Consider the following 21,412-nt stretch of genomic DNA (forward strand, 5'->3'; position numbering starts at 1 on the left):
CTCCTAACTATCTCCAAAATTAACTAAATATGCTTCAATAAAATCATCTATGTCACCATCCATCACATTTTGAACATTGCTTGTTTCAATATTTGTCCGGTGGTCTTTTACCATATTATAAGGATGAAAAACATATGAACGGATTTGACTGCCCCATGCAATGTCTTTTTTTCCTTCTTCAATATCCTGCATTTCCTTTTTCTTGTCTTCAAGCTGTTTTTGAAATAAACGTGCTTTCAAAAATTTTAATGCGCTTGCTTTGTTTTTGTGCTGTGAGCGATCATTTTGGCATTGCACAACAATATTTGTTGGCAAATGTGTAATACGAATAGCGGAATCTGTTTTATTTACATGCTGGCCGCCGGCACCACTTGCCCGATAAGTATCGATCCTAAGATCGGCAGGATTAATTTCAATATCAACATCCTCATCAACCTCGGGCAAAACAAATACGCTGGCAAAGGATGTATGACGACGTTTATTTGAATCGAACGGTGAAATGCGTACCAAGCGATGTACTCCCGCCTCAGCCTTCAAATACCCGTATGCATAATTCCCGGTAACCTCAATGGAAACACTTTTTATTCCTGCCTCATCTCCACTTTGGTGATCCAAAATATCAGTTTTAAAACTTTTTCGTTCTGCATATCTCAAAAAGAGACGCATTAGCATTTCTGCCCAATCCTGGCTTTCTGTGCCTCCTGCACCTGGATGAATTGTGAGAATTGCATTTTTTGAATCATTATCGCCACCCAGCATACGTTTAAACTCAAGGGCTTTTAATGACTTCTCTAGAGAACTTAGATTATCGTCAAGTTCACTTTTTAATTCACCATCATCAGATTCTTCTGCCAGCTCAAGAATAACTTCAATTTCTTCAAGTATGCCCTTGCACTTATTCCAGGATTCAATCCACTCTTTGAGTTTATTTATTTGGTCATAAACTTTTTTTACAGCTTTTTTATCATCCCAAAATCCATCCGCTGTGGTTTCTTTTTCAAGTTCTTTCAGCTGATTTTCTTTTAAATCTAAGTCAAAGATACCCTCTTAAATTGGTGATTCTGTTATTATACTCTTTTACCTGATTTATAATTTCAGTAGTCATTTAATATACCTGATTATGATTAAAATTTAAGGGAGGAAGTTACGGAGTATTTAAAAGGCAAGCAAGAAAGGGAGCTAATAAGTATAAATAAAAAATCCCCTGGTGATTAGCCAGGGGATAAAATTGTTAATTTCCTTCTTCTTCGAGAATTTGTTTGAGCTCTTCAAGCTCTTTCTCAGCAGATTCCCGTTCTTCTTTGAGTTTATCCAGCTCTTCTTTAATATTTTCAGACTTTTCTCTGTCTTCAATAATTTTCTGGAAAAACTCTACACGTTTATTGAACTGGTTTTTATCTACCTGGGCAGCACTTTGTGTTGCCGCGGTCAATGGAAGCAAGGTAATTTCAAATCCAAGATGCGCTTTCCATGCTGTATAATTTGGTAAGTTTAAGTTTTCAAAAGTAGGTAACCCAACGCTTTTATCCTCATCGGCACTTAATCTAACATCTACCCCAAGATTAAAAGCAAACCAGCTAAACGGTTTATATTTAATGCTAGGTGTAACATACATGTAGTCTTCTCTACTAAAGACGAATTTATCAGGTTTTTCCAAAAATGTTGCCCCACTTAACTCCAATTGAAAATCAAACATATCTGTTGGATATAAAAAGCCAAGAGCATATATAAGTTCAGAAGAATTTGTTGATGCTGTCAGCCCCTTGTACAAATCCTCGCCTGCCTCATTATGATTCCACCATCCAACATTAAGATGAGTACTAAAAGAGCGATCCGGAATGTATGGATCCATATAGTAGGATAGTGCACCGGAAAAGCCAAACTCAACAGCACCACTTGAATAATACGTGAAAGGATAATTATGATCTTCCCCAACAGGAAATTTTGTGGCAGCAATAAAAGCACCATACATATGTCGATTTGCAAAATCAAACGAGCCAGCCTTTAGAGATACTTTTATATCATCAGGAAGATTGAACTCATTTGCAGAATGAGTATCTTGATAAAGACCTGGTGCAATTGTTAGGTCAAAATTATCCGAAACACCATATGTCAGAGCCAATCCACTGTTTATAAGCCAATAGTTTTTTTCTTGAAAATCTTCTGGCTTAGCGCTTGCGTCTCCCAGGAATTCAGCCAATTTTGAAAAGAAATTCAAATCACTATGAATTTCAAACCGACCGGCATCAAAAGTCCTGGCAGTATGTGTGTGCATCAAACTTTTACTACCAACAGGCGCTTGAGCAAATAAATTTGACATTAAAAACAATAGTATCAGCAAAACAGGGCTGACTTTTTTCATCTCAACCTCCTAATAGTATTAGAGTCGAATCTCAAGTTTTTATTATTGATCATCATCTAATATTTTCTTTAGTTCATCAATTTCTTTTTCTGCTTCTTTTCGTACTTTTTTAAGATTTTCAATTTCATTTTGCACTGATTCAGATTTTTCACGTTCTGAAACTACAGCCTCAAACATTTCTACTTTCTCTCGTGCTTTTTTTTCTTCATAGCTCAAATCGCTTGTAGCACTTTCTCCAACAAGGTTTAAATCAATATTTAAACCTAATTGAACAGTCCAATCAGGAAAGTTTGGAGGTAAATCGACTTGAGAGCTCACGTCAGGAATACCAGAAGTATTATTTCTATCATCTGGAGATATCCTAAAATCCACACCAAAATCAAGTGCAATCCAGTTAATTGGCTTATACCGAATACTCGGTGACAAAAACGCCCATTCTTCAGCACTATAAACATAAGTATTGGGTTGTTGAAGAAACACCATTCCAGTCAATTCTAAACGGAAATCAAAAAGTCCAGTTGGGTATGCAAAAGCCATAGCCATACGAAAATCACTTGAATTAACAGTGGAGTTAAGTTTTTCACCATTAAATGTTTCATAAAGGAAGGTACCGTGTTCATTATAATTCCAAAATCCAGCATTAAAGTGAGCATTAAAAGAACGGTCTGGCAGATATGGATCAGCAAAATAAGAAATGGCGTACATTAGACCATACTGAACTGATTCAGTTGTGTATTCAGTAAAGGGGTAGTTGTGAACTTCACCAGTTGGGATACGAAAACTTGCCATTACTGCTTGCGAAAAATGATTTCTGGCAAATGTAAAAGAACCTGTTTTTAATGTTACAAAAATATCATCAGGTAGATTAAATTCATTTTCAGCATGAGTATCCTGGTATAACCTTACTCCAACCGATGCATCAAAATGTTCCATTATTCCATATGTAAAAACAAAATTACCTTGTACAAGCCAATAATTAATAGACTCAAAGTTATCAGGTTTAATATCACCCAAAAAATCACCAATTTTTGAGTAAAAATTTGTATTGCTGTAAATACCCAATTTACCTTTAGGATACACTTTACCTGTTTGAGTGTGAAGTAATGTCTTCTCACCATTTGGCAACTGGGCAAATAGATTTTGTACACCAAGTAATACCAATGCTGTCGAAAAGATAATAAACTTTTTCATTAAAGAACTCCTAAACTCAATGTGTTGACAATAATCTATATGTAATAGCGATGCAAATTTAGTTAATTCAGTATACAAATGAAATAATTATTTTAACCGCTGGGAAAGAACAAAAACATTGAAAATAATTGCTAAATCTCTGGCTAAACCAACTATTTGAGTAAAAATATCTTGTATACTACCAGCAACAATAATTGTATCTCCTGGCTGTAAGATTGGAAGTAATGTATTATCACCAGTTTTTAAGAACTTTTCAATATCAATTTTCAATACTTCCTGATCTTTTCGTACAACCCTAACATCGTTTAATCGTGCGGTACTTAAAGGGCCGCCAGCAGATGATATTAAATCAATCAATGAATATGAACTTGGTACACTGTAAATACCTGGTCTTTGAACATGACCCCATAAATTTACATTGACTAAAAGTATATCGCCACTTCCGAGAATATATTGAGCCGGTTTATCAGAAAATTGTGTTTGGGCACTATTTCCACCGGATAAGTTATCAAAACTTTGTGAATAAGCTGTGGATGTGAGTAAAATTATTATAAAAACAGTAACAACTTTTGTCATTAATTTCCCCATTTTATTGAAAGTTCATTCCATTCGGATTCTGAACCACGATTAAGGCTAAAATTGTCAGCTAGATCTATCCGCCATTCATAAAAATTTCCATCATCTCTATTTTTGAATAAACTTTGCAATAATGTTTCGCCAACTATTTCATGGACTGCAAAACCATCGGCATTTTGAAATTGACGGATATATTCGAAATAAACAAGCTCCCTGCTACCTAACTTTTCAATTCGTAAAATAGAACCAGCAGAAGCTCCTGCTGTAAATTGTAATGTCCTGAATATTAATTGAGATGGATTGGTTAAAACTCCATTTACAAGATATGTATTATTTGAAATCGATAAATCTTCTAATTGTGGTTTTTCTAATAGCTGATATTTTACAGTATCAGAAGGAATACTCCTATTATTGTTTTCATCAACAGCAACAATATAATAATAATACATTGTCCCAACACTTAGACCTTTATCTTCATGCAATGTATCCAAGTTGAAATTAGCTTCTATATCAAAAATATTTGTGAATATAATCTGATTACTTATTTCCTCACCTCGATAAAGAATATACTTTTCAAGGTTAATTGACTGTGGATGTTTATGCCACATTACCACAATATCATTTGATGGTGACGGTAATGCGTCAATGCCCTTTTCGATTTCTGCAGTTTCCAGACTTCTCGTAACCATGGTTGGTTTTTCGAGTGGATCTGGATCTGCGGAATTGTTTGGACTACATGATGTGCAAACCCAACATAAAAGTGATATTAAAATTACATATTTCATAGTTAAAGATTAAATAAAATTGAAACCCGGTGAGAATCACCTAAATCGTGTCCCTGTAATGCATAATCAGCTCTGAATTTCCACAAATATACTCCGGCACCAATGGTTAGTTTACTTTCATTGGAGCCCATTCGGATTGCCAGAAAAGAATCATATAATAATTCACTACCTAAATGGCTTGCCCCGCTATATCGAGAATCAAGATCAAAAGCCATTGTAAGTTGAGAATTCATAAAGTTTAGTGGTTGCATATATGCAAAACCAAATTTAAAATTTCTTTCTATTGTATCTTTGCGTTTTGAAGCTGTGTCCCAGGTAATTTTTGTTTCGGCAATATCTTGAGCATTTAGCCCAAACATTAAATCCCCATAATTTTCATCATTAAAAACATTACTAAGTCCCATTTTCAGCAGAACACCAAGATCGATCCCAACACCGCTTCCATTATTTTGATCAAGAGATTCATTAATCATTTTAAAGTTAACACCATATCCAAAATCAATTGGAAACTCAAAATACTGCCAGCCTAAATCCACCATTACTCTTTGGTATTTTGCAAAACTTAAAACGAAAGCATCATTACTTGCTGAAAAACTATCTTTTGATTCATCGATCAAAGGCTTATTACCAGCGTATCTTTGGGAAGCATCTAATAATAATCCTTCACTTTGGTACCGTGGAATATCATCAACGCTTAAACGAACCCATGACAAAGCAACTGTAACACCTCCAAATACAGGCATAGCAGCACTCACAAAATTTTGCTGCTCTAAAGAATTAAATAAATCTGCCCGCATTGATGCAGCCTGGAAATTATTTAAAAAAGCCATCCCGCTGGGATTCCAATAAAATCCATAGGCATCATCACTTAAAGCAACATGAGCATTACCCATTCCAAGAGCCCTGGCGCCGATTCCCAGTTCTAAAAATGAAGCTGCATATTTCCCCGCAAAACTAAAAGAAGCGGATAGTAATATTATGTAAAGTAAATAGAGTTTTCTCATTTAAGTCTTGCCACTTTTAATTTCTTATTTACCCGGAATGTATTATTTGAATTGTCTTTAAATGTTGCTTTTAAAACAACAAAATAAACACCATTTGCAACATCATTTCCATTATCATCTGTACCATCCCATAAAAGCTCGTGATAGTCCGGTCTTAGATGATCACCTGCTTCAATATTTTCAAAATTATCCGGTGAGGTTAATGGTTCTGAACGAACCAAATGTCCTGAAACTGAATAAATCTTTATAGACAGTTTGTCCATTCTCCCCACAGAAATGCTTGCCGTATATGAAATAATTGTTTCATTAGTAAATGGATTTGGATAATTCCCGTGAATAACTAAATCATTTGCACTGGAAACGCTGAAAGTTCTTTGAATACTTTGAAGATTGCCGTTAATATCTGCAACTTTCACCTCTAAAGTATGGCTGCCTTTTTCCAACTCTGGTGTAGCTAATACAGCAATAGAATTCGCAGATTCAATACTATCGGGTATTGTTAAATCATTCTTTGAAATTTCATTATCATTTAGAAGTACAGAAAAGGTGTTTTCCAAATCTATTCCATTTTCATCCTGAAGTAGAATAGCAATCGATGGGTTTGCACTTAACAAGACATCATTTCTCAAAGATCTGCCATTTGCAGTGATTTCAATAAACGGATTTTTTTGATCATCAAAAACAAAAACGCCATATTGACCACTGCTGTTTATTTGGGTGGTTATTAGCCCACCTTTGGAGACATTTGATAAGTCCGTCTCGATCTTGACCCAAAGCCCAAGATATTCATTAAACTTTAGAAAAGAGACATTTTGCAATACATCTTGTGAATACAATGCCGTGTCGACAAAAGCTGATATTGTTGCAGGATTATTAAATTGTGAAATTGAGTTTTTGATATTGATAATCAAAGCAGACGTGTCAATACTTCCTTTTAATCGAATATATTTTAAATCTTTTTGATCACTATTTAATAAATCTTCTTGAATATCTTTAGATTCAAAACTAACAACTGTTGAGGCATTCAATCCATTTGCCGGAACATGAAAACCCCAATCATTAAATAAACTAACAGTATCGTTTTCACCGCCATTAAGTGAAGAGCCTATTCTATAATCGATCCAAAGATGGTCTGTTGTAAGCCTTTTATCAATGCCTATACCATTATTGTTTTCATCTTTTTCCTGAATTGCGTTTGCTGGGTCGACTTCAACCCGAAATAAACGTGATTCATCATTAAAATGAGATGAATAGGGTGCGTAGATTGTTTTTGTTTCATTTGCGATAAATAACAAAGTGTCTGTATAAAAAGGACTTGAACTGGAAATACCTTGCTCATCATAGCAGTTAACAACAATATTTTGAAGCTCAATGTCAGAATTATTAAAAACATTAAAAGAAAGCTGTAGTTGATCGTTACCACTGTATTTAATCGACTCTTGATCTAGTTCCAGATCTGGCCTGTCATCACTAATCTGAACTTTTTGCAGTTCATATATTGTTTCATTGCCTTCAACATCACGAATAAATACTTCAAAATATTTTAATCCGCCTTTGTTGAAACCCGGATAATTTGATGCCGATTGGAAAAGGCTATCATTAATACCATTCATTACTAAAGTAACATTGTTAGTGGCAGTTGATTCTTCGGAACGAAACTTTCTAAGCTCCATATGCTCAATTGCAGAATGGCTTTTAGCAACTATTTGAAAGTTTATTTCTTCATTTACCTGTGGCATTTCGGGTAAGAAACTTAAATTTTTAATAATAGAATGCTCAACATTTAAAAGAGCATTGCCCGAAGCATCAGTATTCCCATCGGTTGTATAAACTTTTACTTTTAACAGCAGGCCGGATGATGAATCCGGTATATTATAATCAATAGTAGCTACACTATTATTTAATGAAAAATTTTGTTCAAGGTATTTTACATTTTCTTCATCCGATATTTCCAATACCCCAAGACCTGAACTATTTGGAGAGTTTACTTTAATTTGAATTTGCTGTCCGGATGTTGGTGTTGAAGTTGAAAGAGAAACAGATAAATCATTTGCCGGTTTTTGTAAAATCAGGGTCGGATCGCCCAATAAATTATATTGGTTTACCATTGAACTCTTCAGTTTTGAATATTCTGGCGTGGTATTTAAACTGGTTTCAGTATAATAAACAGGATTTGCAAGATAATTAATCTTCATCAGGTCAACTGACTCACCAAAGGTCAATTCACTTTGCCACAGAAAATCATGTAAAGCCCATTTTACAGCAAAATCGTTATGGGTCCAGCCTACACTAGAACTAGCCAAAACTGCAATCGCACCCTTTTCTTGTGCAACCAATATTTTTTCTGCCAGGCCTTCTTTCCCAGGGTTTTCAAAAGCTCCGGTAAAACATGTCATGCTGGCTATAAATGGATATTGTCCCTTGTTATTCAAATCTTCCACATGGGATAAATCAAATATACCATTATCAGACCAAACACCACCACCACCATGTCCAAAGAAATTGATAAACGTTACGCCATCATCAATATATTCAATTAACTCACGGTTATGGCCAAACTCAGGATCAATTCCGACAATATCCCAATTTCTTTTGGTGTTTAATTTGTAAGCCATAATATTTTGTGGAAGTTTAACTCTTATTAATCTCGTACTTTGTGCCCTAAACGCAGGCCTTCTGGAAAAATTTTCAAAACTTGTTGAATCTGCCCCACTGATAAAAAGAGCCTTGTTCCGCCATTGTGAGGCGATTGGATTTGATTGATATTCCTCAATCTTATCTATATAATTATTTAATTCTTCAGTTGTTGTAGCGGGAATTCTGCCAACACTTATATCAGGGATTAAGTCATCACCCGAGATAAGGGAATATTGTAAATCTGCAGGTGCTGCCCCATAGGAGCTTGTTGTAAACATTAATACGGGAACTAAATCATTTTCCTTTGAAATATATTTATTCGGATCAAATGATGCATCCCCTGCGAAAATCACAAATCGTAGTTTTTTTGATTCATCCCAATTATTATAAGCATACTTTAAAAAGTCTTTTATTGCCAGGGGCGATTTTATTCCGGAATTAAAAATATCATAAATTTGACTTACATTTACAGTCTCTACGGTATAACCTGCTTGCTCTTTAAGAGATGCCAATCGTTTCACATCTTCGGAAAAAAGTTGATTGGTTATAATAATTAAATCTGCCGAATTGTTTTTATCAAGTAAGTTGGCAAATGTATCTTCCGCTTTCCAGGTTTGGTACTCCTCAATTGACAGCGCTTTTTTCTTGGCATCTTCAGTTACTGCGACATATTCAACATTTGGATCATACACCAAATCCTGAATAATTACACGATAAGGGTCTGACTCTTTTATATCCGGTATGTCGATTTTACCATTAACAATTTTGCTAAGCCCAATTTTATAAATATCAATATCCGGAGTAGAAAATCCTTTTACCTGAAATTGAGTTACTCTCTCCTGATTAAAAAAACCATCCTGAAGTTTAAACTTTATAAAATTGTTATCTGCGATGTATTCACGTTGGTAGGTTATATCAAACCAATTAAAAAGGACTGCATCAAGAAACCCTTCCTGATCCATAACGACACTGAAAATATTTGTACCATGCTGAAGTTTTCCCTGTGACAAAGGGGATGTGTTAGAAATACTTGCCAGTTTTTGACCGACCCAGTTTACTCCTTCTGGTGCACCAGGTATAGGTACTATTTCTCCAACTTTTTGTCGTTTTGCCTGATCTGAGCCAGGTACATCAAGCCAGACGGCGACCTGGTGTCCATCATACCAATTTGTAATTGGAGCTTTTAATGATGACCCTCTAAACATTGCTTTGACATATACTGAATTACCCTTATCGTAAGGATAAGGTAAATGGAATTCAAAATTCTTCCCTCCAACTGCGGTAATCGGTCCACCCCAGTACCAATGGTCAAACATATAAGAAGGATGATTTATATATTCAGGTTCATTACCGCTAGGTTTTATATTACCTTGAATTTCGCGATGTGAGTTTTTCTCAAAATGAAGTGACTCTTCATACTTAAATGGAATATCATATTCTCTTGGATCAGTTTCGACAATACTTCCACTTTCTTCTATAAGCCTTAGACCGCGGGTAGTTTTCTCAATAAGCCAATAGACATTTTCATTTGAAAATGGATCCATATAGACATCTTGGTATTCATCGAGAAATGCTTTCTCATTTCTTTTACCCCAAAATTCAAAATAATCACTTGAACCAAAAGCACCATCTTCCGCTCCTCTAAAATAAATGGGTACTTCACTGCCTTGGTTATAAAGTGATAGATTTTGTGGATTTACAGAAGTAACAGGAAAACCTGCATCAGAGAGCTCTTCATAATCTACTTTGTACAGTCCGGTTTCATCAATTGTAATTTTAAATACTACTGGAAATTCATTAAAAGAAAACTGAGACTGTGATGATATTTTGTTTAAGCTACTTTCATTTTTTGAAGAATAAAGAGGTTTGTCACCATTTAAGAAAAGACGGCTCAAAAACTTTTCTTCGGATTTGATTTTTTTGTATGGAATATTCTTTTGTGTTGAATTAATTGTGGTCGATACTTCAACAACTATTTCTTCAGTCCAGGTGAGTTTATTTAAATTAACCGTGTATTCAACGGGTACTATGTTGATTGAAAAAACATTTAAATCTCTGTATTTCCCAACGAATGCAACATTTGCTTTCTTTAGCTCATCAAGATGATTTGATTTATCGACAGAGTAATTATCAATGGTAAATGATTGTTGCTTCTGAGAAACAATCCTAATTTTGGGGTTGGTTCCAACAAGGCTAAAAAGCTTGTTTATAACAGGAACTAATGTACCATCGCTTTTAGTCGCTAAACTGGCACTTTTATAAAATGCATATTGCCCCAACTCTCCATCTATTAAAACTGGTTCCTCAAATAAGAACTTAATTCTGATCGTTTCAGAATTCTGCGAAAGAATGGTTGAGGAAAAATTTGAGGCGCTGCTGATGATGGGTATTGCAAATAACGCGATGATGGCGCTACGATTAAAAAAAAGCAAAGCCTTCCTAAAGAAGACTTTGCAAAAGTTATTACTGGGCATAAACTCCAAACACCTAATTAAATATCATATTTTCTATCAAATATAGTTGCAGAAAAACAGTAAGCACTGTGACGAATAACCTGTTTACCATATTCAGATTTATTTTACAAGAATCATTCGTCCAATTTTCGAATATTTTCCTGCACTAAAACGATAAACGTACATTCCACTGGAAACTTTAGTTCCATTCAGGTTAGTTCCATCCCAACTTACAACATGTTGGCCGACATCATAAACAGAACTATTTAGAATTGTTTTAACCACTTTACCTGTTATATCATATACTGTCAGACTAACTTTACTTTGTTGAGGTAGTTGAAATTTTAAATTTGTAACAGGATTAAATGGATTTGGATAATTATTGAATAAAACAAATTTGTCAGGAATCGGAACTTCAATTTCTACAACCTCTTCAACTTTAACCACACCGCTAAAGCTTACAGATTCAAGCTGGTAAGAATATACATCTCCTGATTGAACGGAGTAGTCCACAAATTCATACCTTGTTTCAGAGCTTGTATTTCCCTGACCTGCTATAATTTCATCGTTCATCTTAGACCATTCATCTTCTTCGCTTAGCCTTTTATAAACATTGAAACCATAATTTTCAGTTTCAGATTTAGTAACCCACAGAAGAGTAACTTTGTCTAACTCAGGTTCTGCTTCAAAAGTAGAAAGTTCAACCGGTAAAGAGTTATCAGTTCCACCAGCAGCATCGCCAAGAGTATAATAGTCTCCAGCAGTAATAAAAGCAGTTGATTGTATTGTCCCAGTTCCTGTTCCGCTCCCATCTCCGCCAATACTCGTCCAAACACCACTTTGTAGTTGGGCAACATCAAGTTCTGTTGCGCTATTATCAACGCCATCATTCGCGTTATAGCTAAGAGTCATTTGAATACTTCCGCTAATTCCACCAGTTGCTCCAACACGTGATACTTCCCAGTAACGAACAGAAGAAACCAAGGCAAGTCCAGCATCTAAATCAGGATCAAATCCACTAGCACTGGAATTTATTTGCTCAACCATTCTCACATAACCGGCAGTCAATGAAGCAAAATCAAGTGTAAGTGGCAGATACTCACCACCTTTTCCTGTTGCATAAGTAAATGATTGTGCTCCACCGCCATATTCTTTTGCCAAACGACCACTTACGTATCTTGCAGATGAAGCTCCACTTACAGACCCGCTTTGGCCTATTATAAAATTATTGGAACCAGTTGTTGTAACCAAACCATCTACACCAAAAGTGAATGTTCCTTCAACAACAGGAGATTGTTGAACTGAAAGTCCGCTTGTATTACTAAGAGTCAGATTGTTAAACGTTACATCAGTTCCACCGCTTATGGTTTGCTGAGATGAACCATCTAATGTAACAGTTCCTGTTGAACCACTAAATAGTCCACCAGCCCCTGAAATATTTCCGGCAAGATTTGCGCCACCGCCCGGAGTAACTGTTCCGGCATTCAATGTAGTAGTACCGGCAACATCTAATAGTCCATTTGACTGGTATTCACCGGAACCATTCTTAGTAAAGTCACCACCAACTGTAACAGTACCAGATGATGAAAGAGTTGTTGAATTATTAATTGTTAAATGATGATATGTATCTGTCTGGATAGTACCAGTGTTATATTGTACTGTTGACCCAGACGAGTATGTAGTATTTGCATTATCAAATGGCCCGGAAATTGTTGTTCCATTAAATGTGAGTTGGTCTCCACTTCCAATTGTAATTGCTGTAGTTCCCAAATTTAAGGTTCCACCAGTAAGTGTCAAAGTAGCGCCTGCTCCGGAAAGTGTAATACTTTGATATGAAGAAGCCGTGACACCTGCATCATAAATAGCAGTGTTCGTTCCGCCTATGACAACCGCATCGCCAGTTTGAGGAACAGCATCACCATCCCAGTTTGTTGCAGTAGACCAATTATCATTTCCGCCACCTGCATCCCATGTAATTGTCGCGCCTGCTGATCCAAAAGCAATTATGCCATCATTTGTAGGTAAAGCACTTAAAGCATCATTAATTTTGACTGTAGTACCACCAACCGTTTGTGCAATAGTATTTGGATAAGAATATGCCGGACCAGATCCATTTTGGACAATAAGTCTGTTTCTGGAAGTTGGGGAGAATCCTGTACCAGTAAAAGTTCCGGTAAAATTATAAGTGAAAGAGCCACCAGTCCCTACTTCTGAAACAACATAATGATGAGAAGTAGCGATAGCATTTATATTTGTTGGCGCTGTACCACCTGGATCACCTTGAACAGCTTCGATTTCAAGAATACTCGTACCAACATTATTAGTTAAATATTCAAAAGTAGCGGGAAGATATGGATTATAACCAATTGGAAATTCAAAAGTTACACCACCACTGGCAAAAGCCTTCTGCAGTGGACCGTCAACCATTTGTGTTGCATCAGGAGTTCCTGATACTGTGGCAGCACTTGCTAACCTAAGGCTTTTTGTTGAAGTAGTTGTAATGATTCCATCAGTAAGTGTTAGCTGAGTTCCGACTGTCAAAGTACCAGTAGATGTAATCACTCCACTTGCATTATTGACTTCAACTGTCCCGATCGTTATATCCGTTGGCAATGTTTCTTGAGCTGACCCATTAAATACAATTGCCCCTGAGCTTGTCGTGTAGGTATTAAACTGAGTAATATCTGTTCCGCCAGTTTGAAGGGTCCCAGCTGCATCTATTTGTAAACTCAATGTGTTATCAGAGTAAGTAGTAGTTCCTGCAACATCACGTATTTGACCTACTTCAGAAAAAGCAAGTGTTCCATCCTGAACTCTAAGAGTACCATTATCATTAAAACGAATTTGGGAGCCAGCATTACCTGTCACAGTAACTTCACTTCCATTTGTTTTATTAACAGTAAAATTAAACACCTCAATATTTCCACTTGATAAACTAACTGCAGAAGCCCCGCTTCCACCCATAATTAATTCACCAGCGCTTGAAGTACCGACAGTAGCTGTACCTGCAGACATAGACAAACTTCCCTCTACAGTAGCAGTGCTTGTTGTACTTATAGTTGAATTATGCCCCATATCAACAGCGCCAGTCATTGTAGAAGCACCTGCGCCAGTGGTCAATGTTCCATCCAGTGTTAACCCTGCACAATTGAAGGTTGCCCCTCCTGTATTTACAGATCCTGCAGAACTAATTGAAGCATCACTTGTTGTGCTAATACTTGCAGTACTGGTTATTGACCCGGTTACTGAAAGATCTGTCCCGGTACCGTCACCAACCGTCAAAGTATTGCCTCCTGCAGCCAAAGTGCTTGAGACCGTTAAAACATTACTAACTGTACGTCCTGCAACCCCAGATATTGTCACTGTACCACTACTAATTGTTACATTTGGAACGGTTGCAGGCCATTCATCTCCAGAGGTTTCCCCAGATGTATATTGAAGTGTTGCGGATCCGCCATATGCTAAAGTACCACCATTTTCGCTAAATGTACCAGCACCCTTTGAGAATGTACCATTAACCGTAAAAGTCCCGCCAGTTACATCAAATGTACCATCACCTGTTTGAGTAAAAGTACCACCTACAGTTCTGGTAGAACCTAATGTCATAGTTCCTGAAGAATTAACTGTAACATTTGTTGGAGGACTTGCAGTCGGCCATTCATTTCCTAAAGTCAAACTATTATTTGTTGTATATGAAAGAGTTGTAGTTCCTGAATATGCTAAAGCAGCTTCATTTAAAAAGGTGACACCATTTGAATTTGGCTGTAAAAAAAGTCCATTGGTAATTGTATAATTTACAGCCCCTATAGCTAGCTGAGTTTCATCAAAGGACAAAGTTCTTGCCCCAGTTGGTGGCGCATGTTCTATTGCATAAAAAGATGTTGCCGCTTCTATGCGCATTCTAATATTTACAGAGGCCTTAATACTTAAAGTTGCAGTTTCGGCAGTAAAAGTTCCACCCGACTTATCAAATGTGTAACCATTCAATGCAGAATATCCAAGTGTAATTGTTGAGCTACCTGCTTGGAATGTACCAGATGATTGAAAAAACTGACCGCTTAAAATAATGTTTGTGGACAGATTATTATCAACAGTACTTGTTCCGCTAACAGTAAAATTAAAAAATTCAAGAGATGGGTTTCCAAAAGTACCGCTAAGAGTTTGCGTGCCTGACCCATTAAAGTCAACGGAAATTCCGTTCGCGTTATCATTAAACTTTGCACCTGAATTGATCGTAAAATTTCCACCAACATTTAAAGTGGCACCACCTGACCCATCGGTAACATCCCCATTTATTGTAACATGAGTACCAACAGTCAGAGTGTTGGCGTTCAAATCTAATGTACCACCACTGTTTATTGTAAGAGAGTCAACCGTTGTGCTAGCTAAATCTAAAGTTACAGTATGCGTATTAGCAATAACAACCTCATCCCCTGCACCTGGAACTCCAGAAGGTGTCCAAGTACCGGCTGTATTCCAATTTCCAGTCCCGGCAGATGTTTTTGTCCCAGCAAAAACTGCTGTTGACATAATAAGCATTAAGAAGATAGTAACTCGTTGTATCCGCTTACTATTTGTTGAAGTAAAAGTACCAAAGGCCATTTTGATGCTCCTCTTAAATATTACGAGTAGTTTCTATTTTAAATTTTAATTATTTGCTAAAATACCAAATCTCCAGCCCGCCTTATCTTCAGCACGTGGAGAAAAAAGTTCATCTAATTTTTTTCTAAGTAAATTTTCAGTTAAACCTCTTACAATTTTTCCGTTTTCAGCGTAAGACACCATACCGGTTTCTTCAGAAACAATAACAACAAAAGCATCTGTCTGCTCCGATAATCCCAACGCAGCTCTATGCCTTGTCCCCAATGAAGGATCAATATCCGGGTTTTGTGATAAAGGCAATAAACATTTTGCTGCCAAAACAATATCATTTTGAACAACAACTGCACCATCATGTAATGGCGACCGTGGATTAAAAACAGAAATAAGCAGTTGCTCCGAAAGCTTTGCCTGCATTGCAATCCCACTTTCCAGGATACTTTTAATGTTCATATCTTTTAGTAAAACTATCAATGCTCCATAATTCTTTTTCGAAAGATCCAAAGTTGCATTAACAATCTGATCTATAAAACGCAATTCGTCAACACGTACAATTTGCCTGATAATTCTATTTTGTCCTAAGTAGATCAAAAGTCGTCTCAATTCTGGTTGAAATACAATAACAAAAGCTAAAACCCAAACAGTTTTCAAACTGGACATCATCCATGAAAGTGCACTCATATTCAGTAAATCTCCAACTACTGAAAAAACAACTATGAGAAGCAAACCGATAAACATCCTTATTGCGACACCACCTTTTAAAAACTGGTAAAGCTTAAAAATGATAGCACTAACTATCAAAATATCAACTACATCAAAGATTGTTACAGGTAAAAAGCCAACTTTAAATATCATAAAAGTATTGCTACATTCGATATAAATTTATATTTCTTTAAATAAAATCTCTTTTTGATTTACATAATTGACATTATTATAAACATAAGAAATACTTCGCCACAATTTTTTACTGTAAAACCCTACTTTTTCAAAAAGTTACGCTGCTAAAATTTTGCCGATGATTTTTTTCACCTGAAGTGTTTTTTCAATATCATGTACACGTAGTATATCAGCGCCGTTTAACAATGAATAAATTTCAGTTGTAAGGCTTCCAAAAATTCGTTCTTCTACATCTCTTTCTATTATTTTTCCAATAAAAGATTTTCTCGATGTACCTATTAATATGGGTTTATCGAGGAATGTAAAATCTTTTACGTCTCTTAACAACTTTAAATTGTCAGAAACAGACTTTCCAAAACCAATCCCAGGATCAATAATAGTTTTTCCTCCATTTAGAGATTCTAACTCCACACTTCTTTCTTCTAAAAACCGGTAAACAGTTTCATGTAAATCATCATATTGAGGATTCTCTTGCATATTCTTCGGTGTTCCTTTTATATGCATTAAAATAACAGGGCATTTTTTTTCCTCAATAACTTCTTTCATTTTCTGATCAAAAACTGTACCACTTATATCATTAATGATATTGGCTCCCGCTTCAATTGACTCTTTTGCTACTCTACTTTTATATGTATCAATTGAAATAAGGGCATTTGAATCTGCCCTAATCCCCTCAATTACAGGGAGCACACGACCTAATTCTTCAGACAAACAAACTTCCTCAGCGCCCGGCCTGGTTGACTCTCCTCCGATATCAATTATATCTGCACCCGCTTCAACCATTTGTAGTGCATGGTCGATTGCCCTTTGTTTATCAAAAAATTTTCCACCATCTGAAAATGAATCCGGAGTAACATTTAATATGCCCATTATTATAGGAGATTGATTAAAATCCAGCATGAACTGACCAATTTTCCAACACTTCTTTTTTACAGATGTGTAATAATTGACCAATTTTTGAAAAAAATTATTTACCTGATCATCATTGAAAACTGTTTTTTGCACAGTATTAAGTAAATTTTGCTCAGGTAAAACTTTTAAAATAACTTTTTCTTTATTCTGGTATACAGATTGAAGAAAAGGTTCAAATAAATTAACAGCCTTATTAAGATCATCAATTTGCTGTACAGTGAGTTTGCTTAATAAAAAAAGATAGTTCCCTTCTTTGATAAGATTATCTTCGATATGATAAGCTTGTTTTATTGAACTTGCTCTTTGCCTTGTAGACACAAATAGTAAACGCGAATCCATCAATTCTGAATACTCGGCTCGTTTCGATCCATTTCTTCTCGTAGCTTTCTTATTCCCAACATAGCTTCTTTTGCAAACTGATCGTCATCGGATGTTTTTAATCTTACACGATCTTGATAATATTTTAGCGCCTGTTCTTTGCTGCCAAGCATTTCAGAAGCAATACCCGCATAAAGATAGGCATCAAGATTATTATCTAATTCAATTGCTTCTTTAAACAAATCCAAAGCGCCTTCATAATCTGCCTGAGAATAAGAAACGATTCCAAGATTGTAAATAACGTTAGAATCCTTCGGAAAACGAGCAGCTAAATTTTGATATATGTCTTTTGCCTTTTCAAATTTGGAAGTCTTTATATATAATGTTGCTAACAAACCTAATATTTTAGAATCCTGATTATTTAAAGACAGATAGTTTTCCAGAGTTTTTAGTGCACCTGTCGTTCCCATTCCTTTTTCATAACCATTGCCACTCAAATAAAACAAATTTGCCAAGTCAAAAACAGCATCTGCAAAACCAGGATCCAATTCAATGGTTTTTAATAAAACCGATTTTCTATTCTTAAACTCCAACTCTTCTAATCGCGATGGTAAAAGATGACTTAACAAATAGTAAACCCTTGCATCCCTTGGCTCATCAATGAATGCTTTTTTCAAAAACAGCTCTGCCTTCTCATATTCTCTTTCACGAATTGCCATTCTTCCTAATAGAAATGCTACTTCGGGTAAATCTTCTTTTTGGTTTTTTAATGTGTAAAGAATCTTCTTTGCTTTTTCAAAATCCGGGTTGACTATATCGACATATTTTAATTTGTTAAAATCATATTGAAATTGTAATCCTCTTTTTACAAATAACTTGGCCAAAACAAGTTGAGCCGCATTAGAGCTATCAGCATTAAGAATTGTCTCAGTAGATTCAAAATCGTTCTTCAATACAGAAACCTCTGCCAATAAATGTTCTTTTTTGCTGAGCAGAAGTTTTATATCTGTCTTAAAATATAGATTCAGATCTGCCAAAAACTTTTTAAATTCTTTTTCGATGGAATCCATTTTTATTACAGTTTCCAGGGTGTCACCATCAAAATATGCATTCAGCCAATAATCGCCATCCTTATTAAATGAACTTTCGATCAATACATGGGGATTCAAATTAATTGCGAGCTCTTTCCAGTTTTGGTATTCAGCTACCTTTTCTTCACCAAGGGTTTTGTAAAACCATTCCCATTTATGAACGAGATAACGTCCTTTTAATTTATACGTATTTCTTTTCAGCAAGTCAGCAAGAAGTAGAGAATTCCCGTTTAATTCAAAAGTATTATTTGCAGATAATGTCGGTAAGATTACAAGTCGGTCTGCGGGCTGAGGAGGTTTTTTTGCTGCCCAAAGCAAGCTATATGATACGATTACAATTAGATTTATCGTAACTGTTTTCGAAAAAACTTTTTCCCGGGAAATCAGTTTCGATTTTCGTAAAAATGAAAATGTCAGGTTAGCGAAAATCAATGCTGCTAATAAAAGAACAGTTCCGCCAGCTATCCCACCTGAAAGAAACTTAACGAATTCAGCCACTCTATTTAATACCTAAATAATTTGGACTATGAAGAAGAATTACCGGACCTATTTTGTTTCAGGGTTTTCTGACTCTCCCTTTTCCTCTTCTGTCCCGTCAGATTTTGTGGCGTCCTTACCATTTTCTTTATTTCCATTGGCGGGGGAAGTAAAAGCTGCTGCATCAATTTTCTCGCCCCTCAGAATCATATCGATCTGTTCCCCATCTAACAACTCGTGTTCTAAAAGCGCATTAGTCAAATCATGAAGTTTGTCTAAATTGTCTTTTAGTAGTTTTTCTGTTTTTTCTTCCGTTTCAGAAATAATTCTATTTACTTCAACATCAATTTCATAAGCAATTTTGTCGCTAAAATCACGATGCTGAGATATCTCCCGGCCAAGAAAAATTTCCTGTTCTTTTTGCCCGTAAGTAACAGCACCCAACTTTTCACTCATTCCCCATTCACATACCATTTTACGCGCCAGGGAAGTTGCTCTCTCCAAATCATTTGAAGCACCTGTTGTAAATTCATTAAAAATAAGTTTTTCAGCAACACGTCCGCCAAACAAAACGGCAAGTCTACTCTCACAATATGTTTTTGAATGCGTATGCTTATCATCATCCGGTAAATGCCAGGTAAGACCCAACGCCCGACCACGTGGAATGATAGTAACTTTGTGAACCGGATCTGATTCTGGTACTAACTTTCCGACTAATGCATGGCCTGCTTCATGGTATGCCGTGGTTTTCTTTTCTTCATCCGACAAAATCATAGATTTACGTTCCATACCCATCATGATTTTATCTTTAGCTTCTTCAAAATCATCCATGCCAACAGTTTCTTTATCCCTGCGGGCTGCCAATAAAGCTGCTTCATTAACAAGATTCGCGATATCAGCTCCGGATAAACCAGGTGTTCCTTTTGCAAGAGTTTCAATATTTACTGAATCATCTAATGGTACTTCTTTTGTATGCACCTTTAAGATCCCGCTTCTTCCGCGGACATCTGGCCGATCCACCACAATCTGTCTGTCAAATCTTCCCGGCCTTAACAATGCGGCATCTAAAACATCCGGGCGATTAGTTGCTGCTATAAGAATTACGCCTTCTTTTGTGTCAAACCCATCCATCTCAACCAGAAGCTGGTTCAAGGTTTGTTCGCGTTCATCATGCCCGCCACCAAGGCCTGCGCCACGATGCCGTCCTACAGCATCCATTTCATCAATAAAAATTATACAAGGTGCATTCTTCCTACCCATCTCAAAAAGATCACGAACACGGCTGGCACCGACACCAACAAACATTTCAACAAAATCTGCACCACTCATACTAAAAAAAGGAACGCCTGCTTCACCGGCAACTGCTTTTGCAAGCAATGTTTTTCCTGTTCCCGGAGGGCCTAACAGCAATGCCCCTTTAGGGATTTTACCGCCAAGTTTTTGAAATTTTTGTGGGAATTTAAGGAACTCAATTATTTCCTGGAGTTCCATTTTTGCTTCATCGGCTCCGGCAACATCACTAAAAGTTATTTTCGCTTTATCAGGGGTTAACATACGTGCTTTGCTTTTACCAAAACTAAACAAACCACGGCCGCCGCCTGTACCGCCACCTTGCATACGCCGGGCAATAAAAACCCATAAAATTGCAATAAACAACAATGGGAAAACTACATTATAGAATAAAATACCCCATTCTTTTTCAGGCTCAACAAATTTAAACTGGATATTTTTTTCTTCCCATGTTTTAATTACAGATTCGTCAACATAAGGAAGGATTGTCTTAAAAAACTCAGTTTCAATTCCGTTGGCAGGGTCGGTTCCAAAAAATTCTTTTCGTTTTAAAACACCAGAGAATATTTTTTCACCCTCTTTTAAGGATATTTCTCCACTTGCAATTTTGTCCGCATTTAGAAACTCCATGTACTTTGAATATGAAACTTCATATTCCATGGCACTGTTATCCGGCCACAACCGGGTAAAAAATAAAGCGAAGAATAGAACAGCTACCCAAACAAGCCCGTTCTTAGATAATTTTTTCCACTGGAATTCATCATCTTTTTTATTTTTATTATCAGAATCGTTATCTTTTTTAAAATCGTCACTCATTAAT

Annotated in this window: 12 protein-coding genes; all 12 read right to left on the reverse strand. The window is 36.1% G+C overall.

Annotated elements, in window-relative coordinates; translation table 11 throughout:
* Positions 1 to 3 precede the first annotated feature (3 nt).
* A protein-coding gene (gene prfB / locus HND50_19405) for a peptide chain release factor 2 (protein NOG47418.1) occupies positions 4 to 1,105 on the reverse strand; the annotation gives its coding sequence in 2 pieces (ribosomal slippage) (positions 4 to 1,035 and positions 1,037 to 1,105; 1,101 coding nt in all).
* Between the two features lie 126 nt (positions 1,106 to 1,231).
* Complete coding sequence (locus HND50_19410) at positions 1,232 to 2,362, reverse strand: hypothetical protein (GenBank protein ID NOG47419.1); 1,131 nt, start codon at positions 2,360 to 2,362, stop codon at positions 1,232 to 1,234.
* A gap of 42 nt (positions 2,363 to 2,404) precedes the next feature.
* Positions 2,405 to 3,553 (reverse strand): TMF family protein, encoded by a 1,149-nt coding sequence (locus HND50_19415; GenBank protein ID NOG47420.1) that lies wholly within the window; start codon positions 3,551 to 3,553, stop codon positions 2,405 to 2,407.
* Positions 3,554 to 3,640: 87 nt separating this feature from the next.
* Entirely contained in the window at positions 3,641 to 4,129 is a 489-nt protein-coding gene (locus HND50_19420) for a hypothetical protein (protein ID NOG47421.1), read from the reverse strand.
* Positions 4,129 to 4,818 (reverse strand): hypothetical protein, encoded by a 690-nt coding sequence (locus HND50_19425; GenBank protein NOG47422.1) that lies wholly within the window; start codon positions 4,816 to 4,818, stop codon positions 4,129 to 4,131. The genes HND50_19420 and HND50_19425 overlap by 1 nt, the downstream gene beginning before the upstream one ends.
* A gap of 98 nt (positions 4,819 to 4,916) precedes the next feature.
* Positions 4,917 to 5,918, reverse strand: coding sequence for a hypothetical protein (locus tag HND50_19430; GenBank protein ID NOG47423.1), 1,002 nt, complete (start codon positions 5,916 to 5,918; stop codon positions 4,917 to 4,919).
* Complete coding sequence (locus HND50_19435; protein NOG47424.1) at positions 5,915 to 10,987, reverse strand: hypothetical protein; 5,073 nt, start codon at positions 10,985 to 10,987, stop codon at positions 5,915 to 5,917. Before HND50_19435 ends, HND50_19430 begins: the two co-directional genes overlap by 4 nt.
* 141 nt (positions 10,988 to 11,128) lie before the next feature.
* Entirely contained in the window at positions 11,129 to 15,610 is a 4,482-nt protein-coding gene (locus HND50_19440) for a T9SS type A sorting domain-containing protein (protein NOG47425.1), read from the reverse strand.
* Between the two features lie 45 nt (positions 15,611 to 15,655).
* A complete protein-coding gene (locus tag HND50_19445) occupies positions 15,656 to 16,462 on the reverse strand; it encodes a TIGR00159 family protein (protein NOG47426.1) in 807 nt (268 codons plus the stop codon).
* Between the two features lie 138 nt (positions 16,463 to 16,600).
* The gene (gene folP / locus HND50_19450; protein ID NOG47427.1) at positions 16,601 to 17,404 is read right to left on the reverse strand and encodes a dihydropteroate synthase; all 804 of its coding nucleotides are present in this window, start codon (positions 17,402 to 17,404) and stop codon (positions 16,601 to 16,603) included.
* A 350-nt stretch (positions 17,405 to 17,754) separates the two neighbouring features.
* Positions 17,755 to 19,323, reverse strand: a complete 1,569-nt coding sequence (locus HND50_19455; protein NOG47428.1) for a tetratricopeptide repeat protein — start codon at positions 19,321 to 19,323, stop codon at positions 17,755 to 17,757.
* A gap of 48 nt (positions 19,324 to 19,371) precedes the next feature.
* On the reverse strand, positions 19,372 to 21,408 hold the full coding sequence (locus HND50_19460; protein NOG47429.1) for an ATP-dependent metallopeptidase FtsH/Yme1/Tma family protein: 2,037 nt from the start codon (positions 21,406 to 21,408) through the stop codon (positions 19,372 to 19,374).
* Positions 21,409 to 21,412 lie beyond the last annotated feature (4 nt).

The sequence above is a fragment of the Calditrichota bacterium genome (genome assembly GCA_013112635.1).
Classification (GTDB): domain Bacteria; phylum Calditrichota; class Calditrichia; order Calditrichales; family J004; genus JABFGF01.

Bases quoted from the DNA above. Each gene is read 5' to 3' on its own strand.
- HND50_19440 (NOG47425.1), bottom strand. From the start codon at position 15,610: ATGGCCTTTGGTACTTTTACTTCAACAAATAGTAAGCGGATACAACGA.
- folP (NOG47427.1), bottom strand. From the start codon at position 17,404: ATGCTGGATTTTAATCAATCTCCTATAATAATGGGCATATTAAATGTT.
- HND50_19445 (NOG47426.1), bottom strand. From the start codon at position 16,462: ATGATATTTAAAGTTGGCTTTTTACCTGTAACAATCTTTGATGTAGTT.
- HND50_19460 (NOG47429.1), bottom strand. From the start codon at position 21,408: ATGAGTGACGATTTTAAAAAAGATAACGATTCTGATAATAAAAATAAA.
- HND50_19415 (NOG47420.1), bottom strand. From the start codon at position 3,553: ATGAAAAAGTTTATTATCTTTTCGACAGCATTGGTATTACTTGGTGTA.
- HND50_19430 (NOG47423.1), bottom strand. From the start codon at position 5,918: ATGAGAAAACTCTATTTACTTTACATAATATTACTATCCGCTTCTTTT.
- HND50_19410 (NOG47419.1), bottom strand. From the start codon at position 2,362: ATGAAAAAAGTCAGCCCTGTTTTGCTGATACTATTGTTTTTAATGTCA.
- HND50_19420 (NOG47421.1), bottom strand. From the start codon at position 4,129: ATGACAAAAGTTGTTACTGTTTTTATAATAATTTTACTCACATCCACA.
- HND50_19425 (NOG47422.1), bottom strand. From the start codon at position 4,818: ATGGTTACGAGAAGTCTGGAAACTGCAGAAATCGAAAAGGGCATTGAC.